13 protein-coding genes are annotated in these 15,655 nt (G+C 74.5%); 6 read left to right on the forward strand and 7 right to left on the reverse strand.

The window, feature by feature from the left end:
• Nucleotides 1–52: 52 nt before the first annotated feature.
• Nucleotides 53–1,420 carry an alkaline phosphatase PhoX gene (locus ACZ7JA_RS31695; protein WP_389298251.1) on the forward strand — a complete coding sequence of 456 codons (1,368 nt, stop codon included), beginning with the start codon at nt 53–55 and terminating at the stop codon, nt 1,418–1,420.
• A 63-nt stretch (nt 1,421–1,483) separates the two neighbouring features.
• Here ACZ7JA_RS31695 and ACZ7JA_RS31700 read toward each other — a convergent pair whose 3' ends face one another.
• Nucleotides 1,484–1,657 carry a hypothetical protein gene (locus ACZ7JA_RS31700; RefSeq protein WP_351666465.1) on the reverse strand — a complete coding sequence of 58 codons (174 nt, stop codon included), beginning with the start codon at nt 1,655–1,657 and terminating at the stop codon, nt 1,484–1,486.
• Between the two features lie 82 nt (nt 1,658–1,739).
• Nucleotides 1,740–2,096 carry a PRC-barrel domain-containing protein gene (locus ACZ7JA_RS31705; RefSeq protein ID WP_470811884.1) on the reverse strand — a complete coding sequence of 119 codons (357 nt, stop codon included), beginning with the start codon at nt 2,094–2,096 and terminating at the stop codon, nt 1,740–1,742.
• Between the two features lie 111 nt (nt 2,097–2,207).
• Between ACZ7JA_RS31705 and ACZ7JA_RS31710 the strand changes: the two genes are divergently transcribed.
• Both ACZ7JA_RS31710 and ACZ7JA_RS31715 read left to right on the forward strand, forming a co-directional pair.
• Nucleotides 2,208–2,609 (forward strand): PPOX class F420-dependent oxidoreductase, encoded by a 402-nt coding sequence (locus ACZ7JA_RS31710; protein WP_351666467.1) that lies wholly within the window; start codon nt 2,208–2,210, stop codon nt 2,607–2,609.
• Between the two features lie 94 nt (nt 2,610–2,703).
• Nucleotides 2,704–3,027 carry a hypothetical protein gene (locus tag ACZ7JA_RS31715; RefSeq protein ID WP_389298255.1) on the forward strand — a complete coding sequence of 108 codons (324 nt, stop codon included), beginning with the start codon at nt 2,704–2,706 and terminating at the stop codon, nt 3,025–3,027.
• A gap of 5 nt (nt 3,028–3,032) precedes the next feature.
• Here the strand turns inward: ACZ7JA_RS31715 and ACZ7JA_RS31720 are convergent, their stop codons facing one another.
• Nucleotides 3,033–3,644, reverse strand: coding sequence for a L,D-transpeptidase family protein (locus tag ACZ7JA_RS31720; protein ID WP_389298257.1), 612 nt, complete (start codon nt 3,642–3,644; stop codon nt 3,033–3,035).
• A 462-nt stretch (nt 3,645–4,106) separates the two neighbouring features.
• On the opposite strand from ACZ7JA_RS31720, the gene ACZ7JA_RS31725 reads away from it, so the two are divergent.
• The 3 genes from ACZ7JA_RS31725 (at nt 4,107) to ACZ7JA_RS31735 (ending at nt 9,619) form a co-directional block, all read left to right on the forward strand.
• The gene (locus ACZ7JA_RS31725; protein ID WP_470811794.1) at nt 4,107–5,300 is read left to right on the forward strand and encodes a carboxylate-amine ligase; all 1,194 of its coding nucleotides are present in this window, start codon (nt 4,107–4,109) and stop codon (nt 5,298–5,300) included.
• Nucleotides 5,301–5,549: 249 nt separating this feature from the next.
• Complete coding sequence (locus tag ACZ7JA_RS31730; protein WP_470811796.1) at nt 5,550–7,334, forward strand: N-acetylglutaminylglutamine amidotransferase; 1,785 nt, start codon at nt 5,550–5,552, stop codon at nt 7,332–7,334.
• Nucleotides 7,307–9,619 carry a prolyl oligopeptidase family serine peptidase gene (locus tag ACZ7JA_RS31735; protein WP_470811798.1) on the forward strand — a complete coding sequence of 771 codons (2,313 nt, stop codon included), beginning with the start codon at nt 7,307–7,309 and terminating at the stop codon, nt 9,617–9,619. Before ACZ7JA_RS31730 ends, ACZ7JA_RS31735 begins: the two co-directional genes overlap by 28 nt.
• A 65-nt stretch (nt 9,620–9,684) precedes the next feature.
• Here the strand turns inward: ACZ7JA_RS31735 and ACZ7JA_RS31740 are convergent, their stop codons facing one another.
• From ACZ7JA_RS31740 to ACZ7JA_RS31755, 4 genes are all read right to left on the reverse strand, one after another.
• Nucleotides 9,685–10,773, reverse strand: coding sequence for a hypothetical protein (locus ACZ7JA_RS31740; protein WP_470811800.1), 1,089 nt, complete (start codon nt 10,771–10,773; stop codon nt 9,685–9,687).
• Nucleotides 10,774–10,919: 146 nt separating this feature from the next.
• Nucleotides 10,920–12,263, reverse strand: a complete 1,344-nt coding sequence (locus ACZ7JA_RS31745; RefSeq protein ID WP_389298265.1) for an MFS transporter — start codon at nt 12,261–12,263, stop codon at nt 10,920–10,922.
• Between the two features lie 8 nt (nt 12,264–12,271).
• Nucleotides 12,272–14,284 carry a PEP/pyruvate-binding domain-containing protein gene (locus ACZ7JA_RS31750; protein ID WP_351669313.1) on the reverse strand — a complete coding sequence of 671 codons (2,013 nt, stop codon included), beginning with the start codon at nt 14,282–14,284 and terminating at the stop codon, nt 12,272–12,274.
• Nucleotides 14,281–15,654: an ATP-grasp domain-containing protein gene (locus ACZ7JA_RS31755; protein WP_351669315.1), complete on the reverse strand. Its 1,374-nt coding sequence runs from the start codon at nt 15,652–15,654 to the stop codon at nt 14,281–14,283. The genes ACZ7JA_RS31750 and ACZ7JA_RS31755 overlap by 4 nt, the downstream gene beginning before the upstream one ends.
• Between the last annotated feature and the right edge of the window lies 1 nt (nt 15,655).

The following is a 15,655-nucleotide window of genomic DNA, read 5'->3' on the forward strand; positions in this document are numbered from 1 at the left end:
TAGACACAGCGGCGTCACAGTTCCTGTCCGCCAGCAGGAAGGTTGCTGCCGCATGTCCGCAACACGCCGTCAGATCCTGGCCCGGGCACGTGCGGTGGGGGCGGGTATCGCCTTCACCGGGGCCCTGTCCGAGCTCTTCGCGGGCACCGCCGCCGCGCGGAACCTGGGCGACACCGGTTACGGCCCGCTGGTCCCCGACCCCGCCGGACTGCTCGACCTGCCCAAAGGTTTCCGCTACACCGTGCTCTCCCGTGAGGGCGACCGACTCCGTTCGGGGGAGGGCCCGGTGCCCTCCAACCACGACGGTATGGCCGCCTTCGCCGGCCGGGGAGGCCGTACGCACCTCGTCCGCAACCACGAGAACCGGGTCACCGCCAAGATCCCCGTCCAGACGGTCCGGGGCCTCACCTACGACCCGGCGGGCAAGGGCGGCTGCACGGCGCTGACGCTCGACGCCGGTCAGCGGGTGCTGTCCGAGCGGGTCGCCATCGCCGGCACGGCCGTCAACTGCGCGGGCGGCCGCACTCCTTGGGGCACCTGGCTGACCTGCGAGGAGACCGAGGACCGGGCCGGCACCAACGGGTACACCAAGGACCACGGTTTCATCTTCGAGGTCCACCCCACCGACCCGCACCGCACCGGCGCCGTCCCGCTGACCGCGATGGGCCGCTTCCAGCACGAGGCGATCGCCGTCGACCCGCGCCACGGCGTCGTCTACGAGACCGAGGACGCCTTCGACAGACCCTTCGGTCTGTTCTACCGGTTCCTGCCCGACAAGCCGCTGGGCGGCGTCGGTTCGCTGCGGGCGGGCGGCAGGCTCCAGGCGATGCGCGTGCCCGGCGTACCGGACCTGTCGACGATCCAGGAGACCGGCGCGCACTTCGACGGCGTCGAATGGGCCGACGTGCCCGACCCGCTGGCCGCGGCCACTCCCACCCGGCTGCAGGACTACGGCCCCGGGGGCATCACCCACGCGCAGAAGCTGGAGGGCTGCTACTGGGGCGGCGCCTGCGTGTACTTCGTGTCGTCCTTCGCCCGCAGCGCGGACGGCTCGGCGGCCGACCACTACGGGCAGATCTGGCGCTACGACCCGGCGCGCCGCCGGCTGACCCTGGTCGTGGTGTTCGGCCCCGACACCGATGTGCGACTGCCCGGCGAGTCACCGGACAACATCTGCCTCGCGCCCAGCGGCGGCCTGATGGTCTGCGAGGACGGCAACGGCGCGCAGCACGTGTTCGGCGTCACCCGTGGCGGCGAGGTGTACGCGATGGCGCGGGGCCGCCAGAACATCGGGACGGCGCAGGAGCCGGAGTGGGGCGAGTTCGCCGGCGTCACCTTCGCCCCCGACGGCCGCACGATGTACGTCAACTGCTACACGCCCGGCACCACCTTCGCGGTGACCGGGCCGTGGCGCAGGTAGGGACGTGGAGCCGCTGCCATGGCGGGGCGCCCGCCCCGCCATGGCAGCGCAGGCCGGGCCCCGCTACCGCGCGATGCGGTGCCGCCGGCCGCCGCGCCGCAGGCGCACGGCGCCGTACACCAGGTCGGCGAGCAGCACGACGGCTCCGATGATCAGCAGGTAGAACAGGCCGTGGGCGGCGAACCCGATGATGCCCAGGACGAGGGCCACGAGGATCAGGAGCAGGAACAGACTCATCGGCTCTCCAGGTGGCTCCGGCCGCCCGGCGGCGGTCGCGTCGACGGCGGTGGGTCCGCCGCGGCGGTTCGGGTCCGGGTGTTCAGCGGCGCCCGAGGCGGCGTTCACCGCCGGCGCCCGGCGCGTAGTCGAGGTCGTAGTGCGCGAAGACGGCCGGCTCGTCCGACGCCGGCAGCTCCCCGTCGGTGTCGATGGCGGGAGCCTTCTTCACGGCGTCCCTATCGAAGGCGACCCGCAGATACCCCGGGCCGACGGTCGCGCCGGTCAGCGGCACGAACGCCAGGCGGCGGCGGGTGGGCAGCCCCACGGTCACCGTGGCGAAGAACGGCTCGTCGGTGGCGGTGTCGACGTAGACCGACTCCAGGGCGCCGATCTTGCGCCCGCCGGGGTCGACCACGTCGTGCCCGCGCCACTCACGGATGTCGCCCGCCTCGAACATCATGAACCTCCACAGATCTGGTACCCGCGTTCGGACGCCTGATGTCCCGGCGGCACGCGGGCCGACGTAACGTCTGCCCCAGCAGCCGCCGCACGACCCTGGAGACCACCGGTGCCCGTATCCCTCGGTGACGACGTGGTGGCGCTGCTGCGCCGCCCCAGCACCTGCTACATCGCCACGACGATGCCCGACGGCTCGCCCCAGCTCACCCAGACCTGGGTCGACACGGACGGCGAGCACGTCCTGATCAACAGCGTGGAGTCGCACCAGAAGACCCGGAACATCGCCCGCGACCCGCGGGTGGCCGTAGCGGTGTCCGACCCCTCGGACCCGGCCTCCTACGTTCAGATCCGCGGCCGCGTGGTGCGGGTGACCAAGGAGGGCGCGGTCGACCACATCGAGGCGCTCTCGCGCAAGTACCTCGGTGGCCCCTACCCGTGGTTCGGCGGCCGGGACCAGGTCCGGGTGATCTACGTGATCCGGCCCGACCGTGTCAGTGGCCCGCGCGGCTGACCGGCCCGCCGGGGCTCCGGGCGCGGGCCGGGCAGCGCCCGGCCGACGGCCGCTCCACGGGCCGACGGGGCCGAGTGCGGGCAGAATCGAGGGTGTGGACGTGCGGCAGCCACCGGAGAAGACGCCCGACGGACGCTTCGTCGTCATCGGCGGGCGGCGCTGGCGGGCGACCGATCCGGACCTTCCCGAGGAGGCCGCCGCCCGCCTCCGGAGCCATCTCATGGCGGCGCGCCGCGCGGTGCGGTCCGCGACCTCCGCTGGCGACCCGGACGCCGAGAGGTCCGCACGCGCACGCGTGCACCGCGCGAAGGTCGCGCTGGGCGAACGCGGCACACCCTGGTGGGAGCAGTCCGGGGCCGAACGCCGCCGACGATGGCGGGACGGACTCGCCCGGCTCGACGAGGACGGCCCGCGGTGACCCGCTCAGGACATGAGGCGCTCCCGGTCACCCATCACCACCACGGGGTGGTCGCCGGGATCGAGGGTGCGCAGCAGGGTCCGCATGCCCGACTCCGGGATCGTGACGCAGGCCGACGTGCCGTCCCCGTGGTCCAGGTGCAGCCAGATGCCGCCGCCCTTCTCCACCCCTTCGGGCCGGGACCAGTCGTAGGGCGGGGCGCCCACGAGGCGGTTGTAGTTGATGGCGATGACGTAGTCGAAGTCGTGGGCGTGGGCCTCGTCGTCGGTGATCGTGGACGCGAAGGCGTGGTCGTCGTGCCAGTACGGCAGCCGGCTGCCCGGATTGCCGAGCGTGCCGCCCGCGTCGGTCAGGCCGAACACGCCGACCGGGGTGCGCTCGTCGTCCATCCGGTGCTCCGTGGTCCAGCCCAGCCTGCCGTTGTGCGCGGGCCAGGCCGCCGTCCGCTCCCAGCCCGCGGCCCGCCGTTCGTAGAGCACGACGAGGCTGTCGGGCGAGTCCCGGCGCTCGCCGTAGACCACCACGACCTGGCGGGAACCGGCCGGCACCTGCCGCCACATCCGGTCCCCGACCCCCGGCAGGCGAGCCCCTACGGCCGCCTGGGGAGAGGCCGACATCGCCGGGTTGTTCGTGCCCGGCGCGCCACCCGGGCCCTGCGGCTCACCGGAGCCGCACGCGTCCGTCGACGCCAGCAGGAGGCCGCAGGCCAGGGCCGCGCATATGGCGTGCCGCGCTCCGCCGTGCCGCGGCCGCCGCGCAGTGGACCCCGGGACGGACCCGGTAAGAGTGGATTTCCGCATGATCAGGATCCTGGGGCGCGCGCATCCGGCACGCATCCACACACGGCATCCGGCCTAACCCGGCGCGTCCACCGCCGGTGGCGCCCCGAATCGCGCGCCGCCCACCGGACCGCACCTCGCGCCGCGGAGTCGGCGCTCACATGAGTGGGGTGTGTGACACATGTGCGAACAGCGTTGATTGACACCGACTGATCAGGGAACCCGGCCCACGTCAACCGGCCGGTGCGGACTGCCTCGTCAGCGCACCGGCGGCTGTGGTCCATTCGCAGGGGAGAAGTCGTGACACCACGCCTCGGAGCGGAAGAAGAGTTCCATGTACTGGACGTGGAGAGCGGCCGACTCGTGCCACGAGCCGCGGAACTGATAGAGCACCTCGGCAGACCCGACTTCACCACCGAGCTGCAGCGTTCGGTGGTGGAGAGCAACAGCGGCGTGCACGGCACGCTGGAGGAGCTGTACACCGACCTCTCCTCGACCCGGCTCCGCCTGGGCGCGGCCGCCGCCGGGCTCGGCCTCGCCGTCGTGGCCGCGGGCACCGTGCCGCTGGCCCGTGTGCGCCCCCTGGACGTCACCGCCGACGCCCGCTACCAGCGCATGGTCGACGACTACCGCATGGTCGCCGACGAACAGCTCATCTGCAGCGCGCAGGTCCACGTCGACGTCCCCGACCGGGACACCGCCGTCCGCGCGATGTGCCTCGTCTCGCCCTGGCTGCCGCCGCTGCTCGCCCTCACGGGCAGCTCCCCGTACTGGCTGGGGGCCGACACCGGGTACGCGAGCTGGCGGACCATGCTGTGGCAGCGGTGGCCGACCGCCGGACCGGCCGGCTGCCACCGGGACGCCGCCGAGTACGACAGGTCGATCGAGGAACTGATCCGCTCGGGCGTCATCAGCGACGCCGGCATGGTCTACCACGACGTCAGGCCCTCGGCCCACCAGAGCACGCTCGAACTGCGCATCTGCGACGCCTGCCCGCGGGTGGAGACCGTGGTGCTCGTCGCGGGCCTCTTCCGGGCCCTGGTCCGCGACGCCTGCGAGCGCCTGGCCCAGTCGGACGGCCCCCTGTGCGACGGCCGCCACGACTGGCTGCGGGCCGCCTCCTGGCGGGCCGCGCGCTCCGGACTGGAGGGCCGGCTCGTCGATCCGGTCAGCCGCCTCGCGGCACCGGCCGGCACCGTGCTGACTGGCATGCTGGCCCGGCTGCGCCCGGCTCTCGAGGCGTCCGGCGACTGGGACACCGTGCACGCGCTCCTGGAGGAGGCACTGTCGCTCGGGAGCGCCGCGCACCGGCTGCGTCGCACGGCCCGGGCCGGCGGCCTGCTCGCCGGCGTCGACCTGCTGACGGCCGAGACCCGCGGCGAGCGGCCGGCAGGCCGGCCCTCGGCACGGCTGGCCCGGCCCGCCGCGTGGTGGGACCCGGCCGGAACGCAGACCCCAGGCCACGGCACCGCCGCACCGGCCCGCAGCGCCTGAAGCCAACCGTCCCCCGGCGGCCGGGCGCACGGCCTCACGACCGGCTCATGAGCCCCGGCCGACCGCGGCATCCCGTCCATCGATCCAGGAGAGTCAAGTCCTCATGCACACCTCGCAACACCCCCCGGCCCCCGCACACCACCGTTCCGGGCGTGCCGCGCGCACGCACGTGCCCGGGGCCCGGCACAAGCGCGGCACACGCGCGCCGGAGCCCGCCCGGCCACTGGGCGGGGGACGGAGGAGCAGCTGATGTGCGGACTCAGCGGAGAGATACGCTTCGACGGCGAGCGGCCGGACGTCGCGGCGGTGGAGCGGATGACCGACCGGCTCGCGGCCCGCGGCCCCGACGGCCGCGGAGTGTGGTCCCAGGGGGCCGTCGCCCTCGGACACCGCCGGCTCAAGATCATCGACCTCTCCGACGACGGCGCCCAGCCGATGGCCGACCCGCGCGCCAGGATCGCCGGAGTCTTCAACGGCTGCGTCTACAACTACCGCGAGCTGCGCGACGAACTGCGGGCGCTCGGCCACCAGTTCTTCTCCGACTCCGACACCGAGGTCGTACTCAAGGCCTACCGGCAGTGGGGCCCCGACTGCGTCCGGCACTTCCACGGCATGTTCGCCTTCGCGCTCGTCGAGCTGGACAGCGGACGCCTCGTACTGGGCCGCGACCGGCTCGGCGTGAAGCCCCTGTACCTGACGCGGACCGCCGACCGGCTCCGGTTCGCCTCCTCGCTGCCCGCCCTCCTGGCGGCCGGCGGCGTCGACACCTCCCTCGACCCGGTGGCCCTGCACCAGTACTTCAGCTGGCACGCCACCGTGACCGCGCCGCACACCGTCCTCAACGGCGTACGCAAGCTGCCCCCGGCCACGGTGCGCGTCATCGAGCCCGACGGCACCCAGCACGACCACCGCTACTGGCAGCCGTCCCACACCCGGCGGCCCGAGTTCGCCTCCCTCGGCGCCGAGGACTGGACGGACGCCGTGCTGGACGCGCTGCGCACCGCCGTACGCCGCCGGATGGTGGCCGACGTCCCCGTGGGCGTGCTGCTGTCCGGGGGGCTGGACTCCAGCCTCATCGTCGCCCTGCTGGCCGAGCAGGGACAGCACGATCTCGCGACGTTCAGCGTCGGATTCGAGGCCGAGGGCGGTGAGGAGGGCGACGAGTTCCACTACTCCGACCTGGTCGCCCGCCACTTCGACACCGCCCACCGCCAGCTCCTGGTGGCGTCCGACCGCATCCCCGGAGCGCTGGAGTCGGCGGTGCTCGCGATGAGCGAACCGATGATGAGCCACGACGTGGTCGCCTTCCACCTGCTGTCCGAGCAGGTCGCCAAGGAGGTGAAGGTCGTGCAGAGCGGCCAGGGCGCCGACGAGGTGTTCGCGGGCTACCACTGGTACCCGGCGATGTCCGGCGTTCCCCGCGGCCAGGCCGCCGAGGCCTACATCGACGCCTACTTCGACCGGTCCCACGCCGAGCTCGCCCGCATCCTCGAGCCCGGATTCCTGGCCGGGCGGGACGTCTCCGCCGAGTTCGTGCACGCCCACATGGCGGCCGAGGGCGCGGAGACGGCGCTGGACGCCGACCTCCGCCTGGACACCCAGGTGATGATGGTCGACGATCCGGTCAAGCGCGTGGACAACATGACGATGGACTGGGGCCTGGAGGCCCGCGTCCCGTTCCTCGACCACGAACTCGTCGAACTGGCCGCCGCCTGCCCGCCCGAGCTGAAGCTCGCCGACGGCGGGAAGGGCATCCTCAAGGCCGCCGGACGCAGGGTCCTCCCGGCGGAGGTCGTCGACCGGCCCAAGGGCTACTTCCCGGTGCCGGCGATCAAGCACATGGCGGGCCCGGTGCTGCAACGGGTCCACGAGGCCCTCACCGCGCCGGAGGCGAAGGAACGCGGCGTCTTCCGCGAGGAGTACGTCGCGGAACTGCTCGAAGCACCCAACGCGCACCGCACCAGGCGAGGAGCGAACACACTGTGGCAGGTAGCGCTGCTGGAGATATGGCTGCAGACGCACGGAATCCGCTGACCCCGGCCGACGGCCCCGGCGCCTGGGCGCCGCACCCGCCGAGGGCGGGCACCGCCACGGCGACGACCGCGCCCCCGGACGCTGAACGGCCCGCGGGGGCGCCTCCGGCCGACGCCGCGCGCGTGGTCGCCCAGGCCGGCGCCGAGCCGGCCGGCGGCGCCACGGCGGCGGCCCGAGCGGCACCCGAGCCGGTCCTGCTCACCGACGCCGCCGCCGTGCACGACGTGCCGCAGCGGCTGACCGCGCACGGCTGCTGGTACCCCTCCGTCGACCCCGGCGGCCGCAACGTCGCCTTCATCTGCGACCGGACGGGGGTTCCGCAACTGTGGACCGGCCCGGTCGACGGCGAGGAGGCACGGCTGCTGGACGCCGACCCGGACCCGGTCACCGAGGTCTCCTGGTCGCCGGACGGCCGCTGGATCGCCTACACCACGGCGCCCGGCGGCGGTGAACTCACCCGCGTCCTGTGCGTACGCCCCGACGGCACCGGCCGCCGGCTGCTGGCCGGCGGCCGGCCCGGCGCCTCCGCCTACCTGGGCTGCTGGACGCACGACGGTTCGGCGATCGCGGTGACGCTCACCGAACCCGCGCCCGCCGGCCGGGCCCGGCACGGCCCCGAGGGACCGGTGGCGGACCTCCCGGACATCGCCCACACCGGCGGCTGGGCGGGGCGCGACGGCCGGGCGGTGCTGTTGGGCGGAACGCCGCTCGGGGCCCCGTACGGAGCGGACGCCACCGTGCTCCAGGGGCTCGACGCCTCGCCCTCGCGGGAGCCCGGCCATCGGGCACTGGCGGCCTACCTCGTGGACCCCGAGGGCGCGAGCGCGCCCGAGCTGGTGGCGAGCGAGGAGGGCGCACCGACCCTGCGCGTCTGCGGCCTCAGCCGGGACGGCAGGCTCGCCCTGCTGCGCCGGGGGCCGCGCGGCCGGCGCGAGGCGCTCGTGGTGCGCCGCCGGGACCGGGCCGTCACCTGCGCCGTGCGGGTCGCCGACGGCGATCCCTGGATCGGGGGCTTCGCCCCGGACGGCCGCACCGTATGGCTGCGCAGCGACAGCGACCGCGAGTTCGCGGCACTCCTCGCGGTGCGGCTGGACTCACGGGGGCAGCGGCTGGCGCAGTGGCCGGTCGCCGCCCGCCCGGAGTGCGACCTCGAACTGCTGAGCCTGCACCGGGACGGGCGGCACGCCGTCCTGTCCTGGAACGTGCGCGGGGTCAGCGAGCTGGAGATCAGCAGGCTGCCGGCGACCGCCCCCGACGGGGACGGCCCGGCCGCCCTGCGAGGCGCCGCCGTGCCCAGGGCCGGGACGTCCCGCGGCGTCCCGCTGCCGCACGAGGTGGTCACCAGGATCGCGCCCACCCCCGACCCCGACGGCCCCGTCGTGGCCCTGTCGGGGTCGCGGCGGCGACCCGGCGTGTGGTGGCTGCCGCACGCCTCGGCCCTGCGCACCCCCTGGTCCTCGCGCGACGAGGACGCGGTGCCCGACGCCGGCCACGCACCCGTGCAGCCGTTCCCCGTCCGGCCCGTCGCCCGGGACGGGCTCGCCCTCGGCGGCTGGTACTACCGGGCGCCCGGCCGCTCCCCGGGCGAGGCGGCCCCCTGCGTCCTGCATCTGCACGGCGGCCCCGAGGAACAGGAGCGCCCCGTCCTGCAGACCCTCTACCACGAACTGCTCGGCCGCGGACTGGACGTCTTCGCCCCCGACGTACGCGGCTCCTCCGGCTACGGCCGCTCGTTCGTGGACGCGGATCTCGGCACCAACCGGTTCGCCGCGATCGAGGACGTCGCCGCCTGCGCGGCCCACGTCGTCGTGGCGGGCCTGGCCGACCCCCGGCGGCTGGCGGTGATGGGCCGCTCGTACGGCGGCTATCTGACGATGGCGTCCCTCGTCTGGCACCCGGAGCTCTTCCGCACCGGCGTGGCGGTCTGCGGGATGTCCGACCTCACGACGTTCTTCGCCGGCACCGAGCCGTGGATCGCCGAGTCCGCCGCCCACAAGTACGGGCACCCCGAACACGACCACGAACTGCTGCGGTCGCTGTCGCCGATGAGCCGCGTCGACGCCCTGCGCGTGCCGGTGCTCGCCGTGCACGGGGAGCACGACACCAACGTGCCGGTGGGGGAGTCGACGCAGTTCGTCCGGGCGGCGCGGGAACGCGGCCTTGAGGCCGAGCTGCTGATGCTCCGTCAGGAAGGGCACGACTTCCGCCGGGCCGACAACCGGCGCCTCTTCCGCAGGACCGCCGCCGACTGGATCCAGCGGCACCTGACCAGCCGGCCCGCCTGACCGGTCCGGCCGCCGGTACCGCTACCGGACCCGCTCGGCGAGGCCGTCGCGCCGGGCCGCCCGGTTCACGCGATCGACGGGTCGGACTCCTCCTCGACGGTCCAGGAGACGCCCTCGGGCAGGGCCTGGGAGGCCGCACCGGCCCCGCGCAGCGGGAACACGACGACCGCGACCGCCGCCAGCGCGCACAGCAGCCAGTCCAGCGCCCACGGCATCCCGTCGGGCCCGAAGTACAGGACCGGCGAGGCGCACACGGCGGCGAGCAGGGCGCCGCCGAGGACGGGCCCGTGCACGGCCGCGCTGAACGGGGTGGTGCGGGGCAGCCGCCGGACCGGGCGCGCGGAGACGGCGGGACGGTGGGAGCCGTCGAGGTGCGGGCGTGCCTCGTCCGGGTCCGCGAGCCCCATGACCACCTCGCCGGTGTCGGCGACGAACGCGGCCGGCAGCTCGTCCTCGATCAGCTTCCACCGCTCCGGCCAGCACAACCAGCCCTCCTGCCCGCCGAGAAGCAGGGCGGCGCGGCCCACCTCCTGGGGCGGGGCCGCGATTTTCAGCGCGCGGCCACCGGCCTCCAGGACGAGCCAGTGGTACTGCGTGACCTTCAACTCACCGGGTTTCGAGCCTCGTTCGCTGTACCGCATCCTCACCGGCTTCCCGGCGCGGGCCCGGATGGCGTGCAGCTCTCCCCGGGCGGCGTCCTCCACCAGCACCCGCAACTTGCGCCGGACGGCGGCCTGACTGACCTGACGGCGGGCGAACAGCAGGGTCTTCACCGTCAGGACGAGAACGAGGAGGATCAGCACTCCGGAGAGCACACCGCCCGAGCCGGCGGCCAGCCGGGTGAGCACCAGCGGAGTCAGCAGCAGAAGAACGGCTCCCGTGGTACGGCCCGCCTGCCGCGCGGGAAGGGGCAGCCGGCGGGGCAGCGGCGGCACCTTCTCCGGCGCCGACGGCGTGTTCGGGCTCAGCGGCGGCGCCGCACGGCCGGCGAGCGCCCAGCCGCCGCCGGCGACGGCGGCCGCTGCGAGGGCCGACAGTATGTCCCAGCGCGGGGCGGGTGCGTCATAGCGTGCGAAGACCAGGGACAGTGCCACGGCCGCGCAGGCCAGGGCGGCGCCGCCGAGGGCGCGGGTGATCAGGGTGGAGCGTCGCATGGGCGTCCTTCACCGGGTGCGGGGAGCCGGGGTGGGGGGCACCGTCTCGCGAGGCCGGACTGGCACGGGGGGCGCACCAGTTTCTTACATGATCGGCGGCGAAGCAAAGGCATGGCGGCCCGGCCGGACCGCCATGCCCGCCCCGCTCAGGGGCGGGGCGCGGCGCCCTCGTCGACGGGCAGCGGGACCGGCTCCTCCACCGGCGCCGCCGGGGCGCCGACGGCATCGCCCTTGTCCCGGAGGCCGGTTCGCGTGCGCGTGCGGCGCAGCGCCAGCAGGAGCACCGGCATCAGCACGCAGGTGACCGCCGCGCTGTGCCAGAGCAGCGCGTCCAGCCGCCCGGCGGCCAGGTAGGCGCCCGCGGCGACCGCGGCCAGCGCGCACACACCCCGGTCCACGATGCTCTCCACCGACAGCAGCGTGGCCCGCGGCGCTTGCGCCGGGATCGCGTCGTTGACCAGCTTGCGCTGCACCGGATACACGAACCCGGTGATCGCGGCGAACGCGCACAGCAGCACGACCACGGCCCAGGGTCCGCCGACGGCGGTGCCCGCGAGCGTCGCGGCGAGCGCCACGCTCAGCAGGGACACCCACACCACCGGCGACAGCCGGCGGCCCAGCCACTGGGGACGGGCCGAGGTCACCGCCTCCGCGACCGTCATCGCCGCGAGCACCCCGCCGTGCGCGCCCTCCCCGACGCCGTGCTCCAGCAGCACCGGCTGGAACAGGTTCACCTGGCAGATCCGGGACAGCGTGAAGACGGCCACCCCCTGCACCATCAGCAGGGCCAGCCGCGGCGACGCCCGCAGGGCGCGCAGCGCGGCCCGGGTGTCGCGCAGGAGGCTGCCGTCCCGCCGCGCCCGGCCTTCCGGGCGGGCCCGCCCGCCCCCGGGCGCGGCGAGCCGTGGCAGGGCGAGCGCACAGCCGAGGGAACCGGCCGCGCTCGCAGCGCTGAGCACGTACGGGGCCTGCGGGGCCAGCGTCATCAGGGGCCCGACCAGCGGCCAGCACACCACCTTGGCGGCGAGCCCCAGGGCCCGGGCCGTGCCCTCGGCGCGCAGGTAGTGGGCCTGCGCGCCCTCGGCCCGCAGTCCGTCGTACAGATAGGCGCTCGCCGCCCCGGACGTCAGCGAACGCCCGGCGGCGATCGCGAGGAAGTGCACCAGGAAGCCCGTGTACGACGGGGACAGGACCGGCGCCAGATTGGCCGCCGTCATGACCACCGCCCCGGCGCTCAGGCAGTTGCGGGCGCCGATGCGGTCGGCGATGACTCCGGTCGGTATCTCGAAGAGGCAGAACGCGATGTAGTAGATGCTCTGGATGCCGAAGATCTGGTCGTCGGACAGGCCCGCGTCGCGCTGGTAGGCGTAGAAGACGGGCATCCACCACAGCAGGTTGAACAGGAGCTGGAAACCGTTGTTCAGGCGGATGAGGCGCCGCGCCGCCGGACTCGGGACCGGCGCCGGCGAGGTGGACCGCGAGAATGGCATACCGGGCCTCACCGGGAGTAGGGGCGGACCTGGACCAGGCGGAACGCTCCCTCCGCGGTCATGAGCCACTCGATGTCCAGGGCCCCGTCGGGGTCGTCCGCGCTGAAGTGCGACTGCAACAGCCGCCCGGCCAGGGCCAGTCGGGCCAGCGCGGCGCGCGTCGCGGCCGGCAGATCCTCGCCCGAGGAGCCGACGTCCACGGTGCGCCCGCCGCCCTCCACGGTGTTGTAGAGGTACTGCTGCGGCAGGATCGTGCCGTCGACCACCCGCTCGGGAGAACCCGGCGCGCAGTTGACGTACACGTTGCGGAAGTCCTCGCGGCGGGTCGGATTGCAGGTCACCAGCACACCGCCGAGACCGGCCGGCACGTACTCCTGGACGATCACCCCCATGTAGGTGTCGTCCAGCGGGATGCCGGCCTGGTGCCGCAGGCGCACGCTGCGCGGCGACACCAGCGACGCCCACACCTGCCGTACGGCGTCCATGAGCTGGTCCGTGCCGCGCACCGTGGTGACCGAGTCGTAGATGCCCGCGGCGGAGAAACCGGGCAGGTCCTCGGCGTTGGACGAGGAGCGCACCACCAGACGGCGCCCGTCGGCCGACAGCGGCGCGACGGACGCGGTGATCGCGCGTTCCACCTCGTCGGGCATCGGCGTGGTGCGCGTCAGCTGCTGGAGACTGAGCGCGAGGGAGTCGACCACCTCGAAGGCCTCCAGCTCGAGCGCCATCTTCAGCTTGCCGATGCCCTGTTGCAGCGCGGGCGACGAGGTCAGGAAGAGGTGGTGCAGCCGGAACGGCAGCGCCACGCCCTCGGGCGCGCGGACCGTCTCCGCCACCCGTGCCGCTGCCACGGCCCGCAGCCGCTCCCGTGACGCCCCGGGCTCCCCGAGCCGGGCCGCGAGATGGCCCAGCAGGTCGGGCCGCGGCGGACGCGGACGCGCGTAGAACGCGGTGAGGTCCGCGGTGCGGCTGTCCAGGACGTGGTGCAGTTCCCCGAGGCTCGCCGCCTTCGTGCCGTAGCCGTCCCGGTCGGCGCTGCGCAGCCGGTGCAGTGCGAGGACCGGGGCGTCCTCCAGGAACGGCGCCTCCAGCCGGATCCGCTGCTGGTGCCAGGCGGGCTTGGTCAACTCCGGTGCCCGGGAAAGCCGTTCCAGGGTGACGGCGTCCTCCTGCGCCCGGTAGCGCACCCACGCGCCGTCGAGCCCGTCGCGCCGCACCACCTCGTCGAGGTCGCGGACGATCGCGTTCGGGATGCCCCAGCCCGAGGCGAGGACGTTGGTGTGGGAGAGCGGCGTGATGGGGGCCGTGTTGATGATCCCGGCGACGCGCGGCACGTCGTCCGGCGGACAGGGCATGGCGACGATGTCCGACCAGCCCAGCTCGCCGGCCGCCTCCTCGTACTCCGCCGGGGTGCGGAAGTAGCGCAGCCGCCCGCGCGCCTCGCCCGGGTTGAGGCAGGTGCGGGTCCGGTTGCCGAACAGCTCGTGGCTGAGGATGCGCGGCACCCGCGTCTCGCTGACGCGGGACAGCTCGTGCTCCTGCCCGTGGTTCGCGGGCTTCAGCAGCAGCGGCAGGCGTCCGTCCACCCGCCCGCGCACATAGCCGTAGAACTCCTCCAGGAGCGCGCCGTGCATCGTGTCCGCCTCGGTCGTCTCCAGCACCAGGAAGGGCCGTTCGGCGCCGTCGGCCTCCTCGTCGGTGTGCAGGGACAGCACGCCCAGCAGGAAGCGGCGCTCGGGGTCCGTGTACACGGAGGCGTTGAACGCGTCCAGGTCCGCGTCGAGTTCGTCGAGCGTCAGGCCGAGGACGCGGGTCGCGATGTAGTTGACGTGGAAGGGGTGCACCCGGGTGTCGAGCAGATGCCAGGTGTCCTGCGCACGGTCCACCACGACCTTCAGGTAGGGATGTCCGGCCAGCACCCCGGACAGGGTGCGGAACAGCGGCAGCGAGAGGTTGGCCCCGACGACCGTGCGGTCGCCGGCCGCGTCGGGCGCGCCCGTTCCGTCCAGCGCGAGAGTCATGCCCGCACCCCCTCGCCGGCGTGCGCGGGCAGGAGGCGCGGCAGGGCGTCCACCAGCGCGGTGAGGTCGCGGACCACGGACTCCGGCCGGTCGGCCGACAACAGGCACAGCCCCGCCATGGTGTTGGCCCCGGCGGCCGGGTCGTAGACCGGTACCGGAGCGCCCTGCGGCAGCGAGCTCTCGTGGACGACGGACAGCGAGCTGCCCGCGCCGATCGGCGCGCCGCGCAGCACCGCCGCCGGGTCCCACAGATGCCGTCGGGCCCACGGCGCGCCCTCGCCGTCCACCGCGAGGACCACCAGGGAGCCGGCCGCCCCCTCGGCGTCCTCGCCGGTCAGCGCCCGCGAGGGCCACTCGGGCGAGCGGCCGAGCAGCTGGTCGGTGAACAGGCCCACCAGGTCCAGCCCGAAAACCTCCTCGATCTGCGGCACCGTCATCGCGCCGCCGAACCGCGCTGCCGTCTCGATGACCCACATCCGGCCGTCCGCACCCAGCTTGATCTCCGTGTGGGTGCCGCAGTCCTCCAGCCCCAGGGCCTCGACGGCCTGCCGGGCCAGTTCCACGATCCGGTCCTGGGCGTCGCCGCCGAGCGCGGCCGGGGTGATGCCGGCGCGTTCGGTGAACGGCGCCACCGTCGGCATCCGCCCGCTCACGCACACCGGTCGGAACACACCGTCCACCACGACGCCCTCGACGCTGACGTAGTCGCCCCAGCCCGAGCCGTCGAACCACTCACCGGCACAGCCGCTGACGATCTCCTCGACGATGAAGTCCTCACCGGCGCCCGCCACATGGAGCTCCGCGAACCCCAGCAGCGCCGACTCCGTCATCACCGCCCGCGACCGGTGCCAGGCCTCCCGTGCCTGTTCGGGCGCCTCGATGACCTGGTGCGCCGTCGAACCGGCGCTCCAGGCGGCCTTCAGCAGCAGCGGGTACGACAACTCGGCCGCTGCGGCGTCCAGTTCGGCGGCGTCCGTGACCGGGCGGAACCTCGGCTGGGGTATGCCGCGGCGCTCCCAGGCGGCGCGCATCAGCCGCTTGTCGCGGGCCAGCGCCGCGGCCGGGCCCGCGCCCCGCAGCCCGAGCCGACGGGACGCCTCGGCGACCGCGACCACCGCGTACTCGGAGAACGTGACGACGGCGTCCGCGCCGACCTCGCGCGCCCGGTCGGCGATCAGCCCGACGAGGTCCGAACCCGGCAGCTCCCCGGCCGTGACGACCGACTCGCACAGCCCGCCGGCGTCCGCCGCCACCGCGGCGGGCAGTTCGCTGAGTGCCAGCAGGTGCACCGCGGACCTCGCGGCCACCCGCGTCAGGGCGTGCCCCACCGGGGGGCCGCCCTTGGCATGCACGTACAGCACCCTGCTCACG

This window comes from Streptomyces sp. NPDC038135, assembly GCF_055601245.1.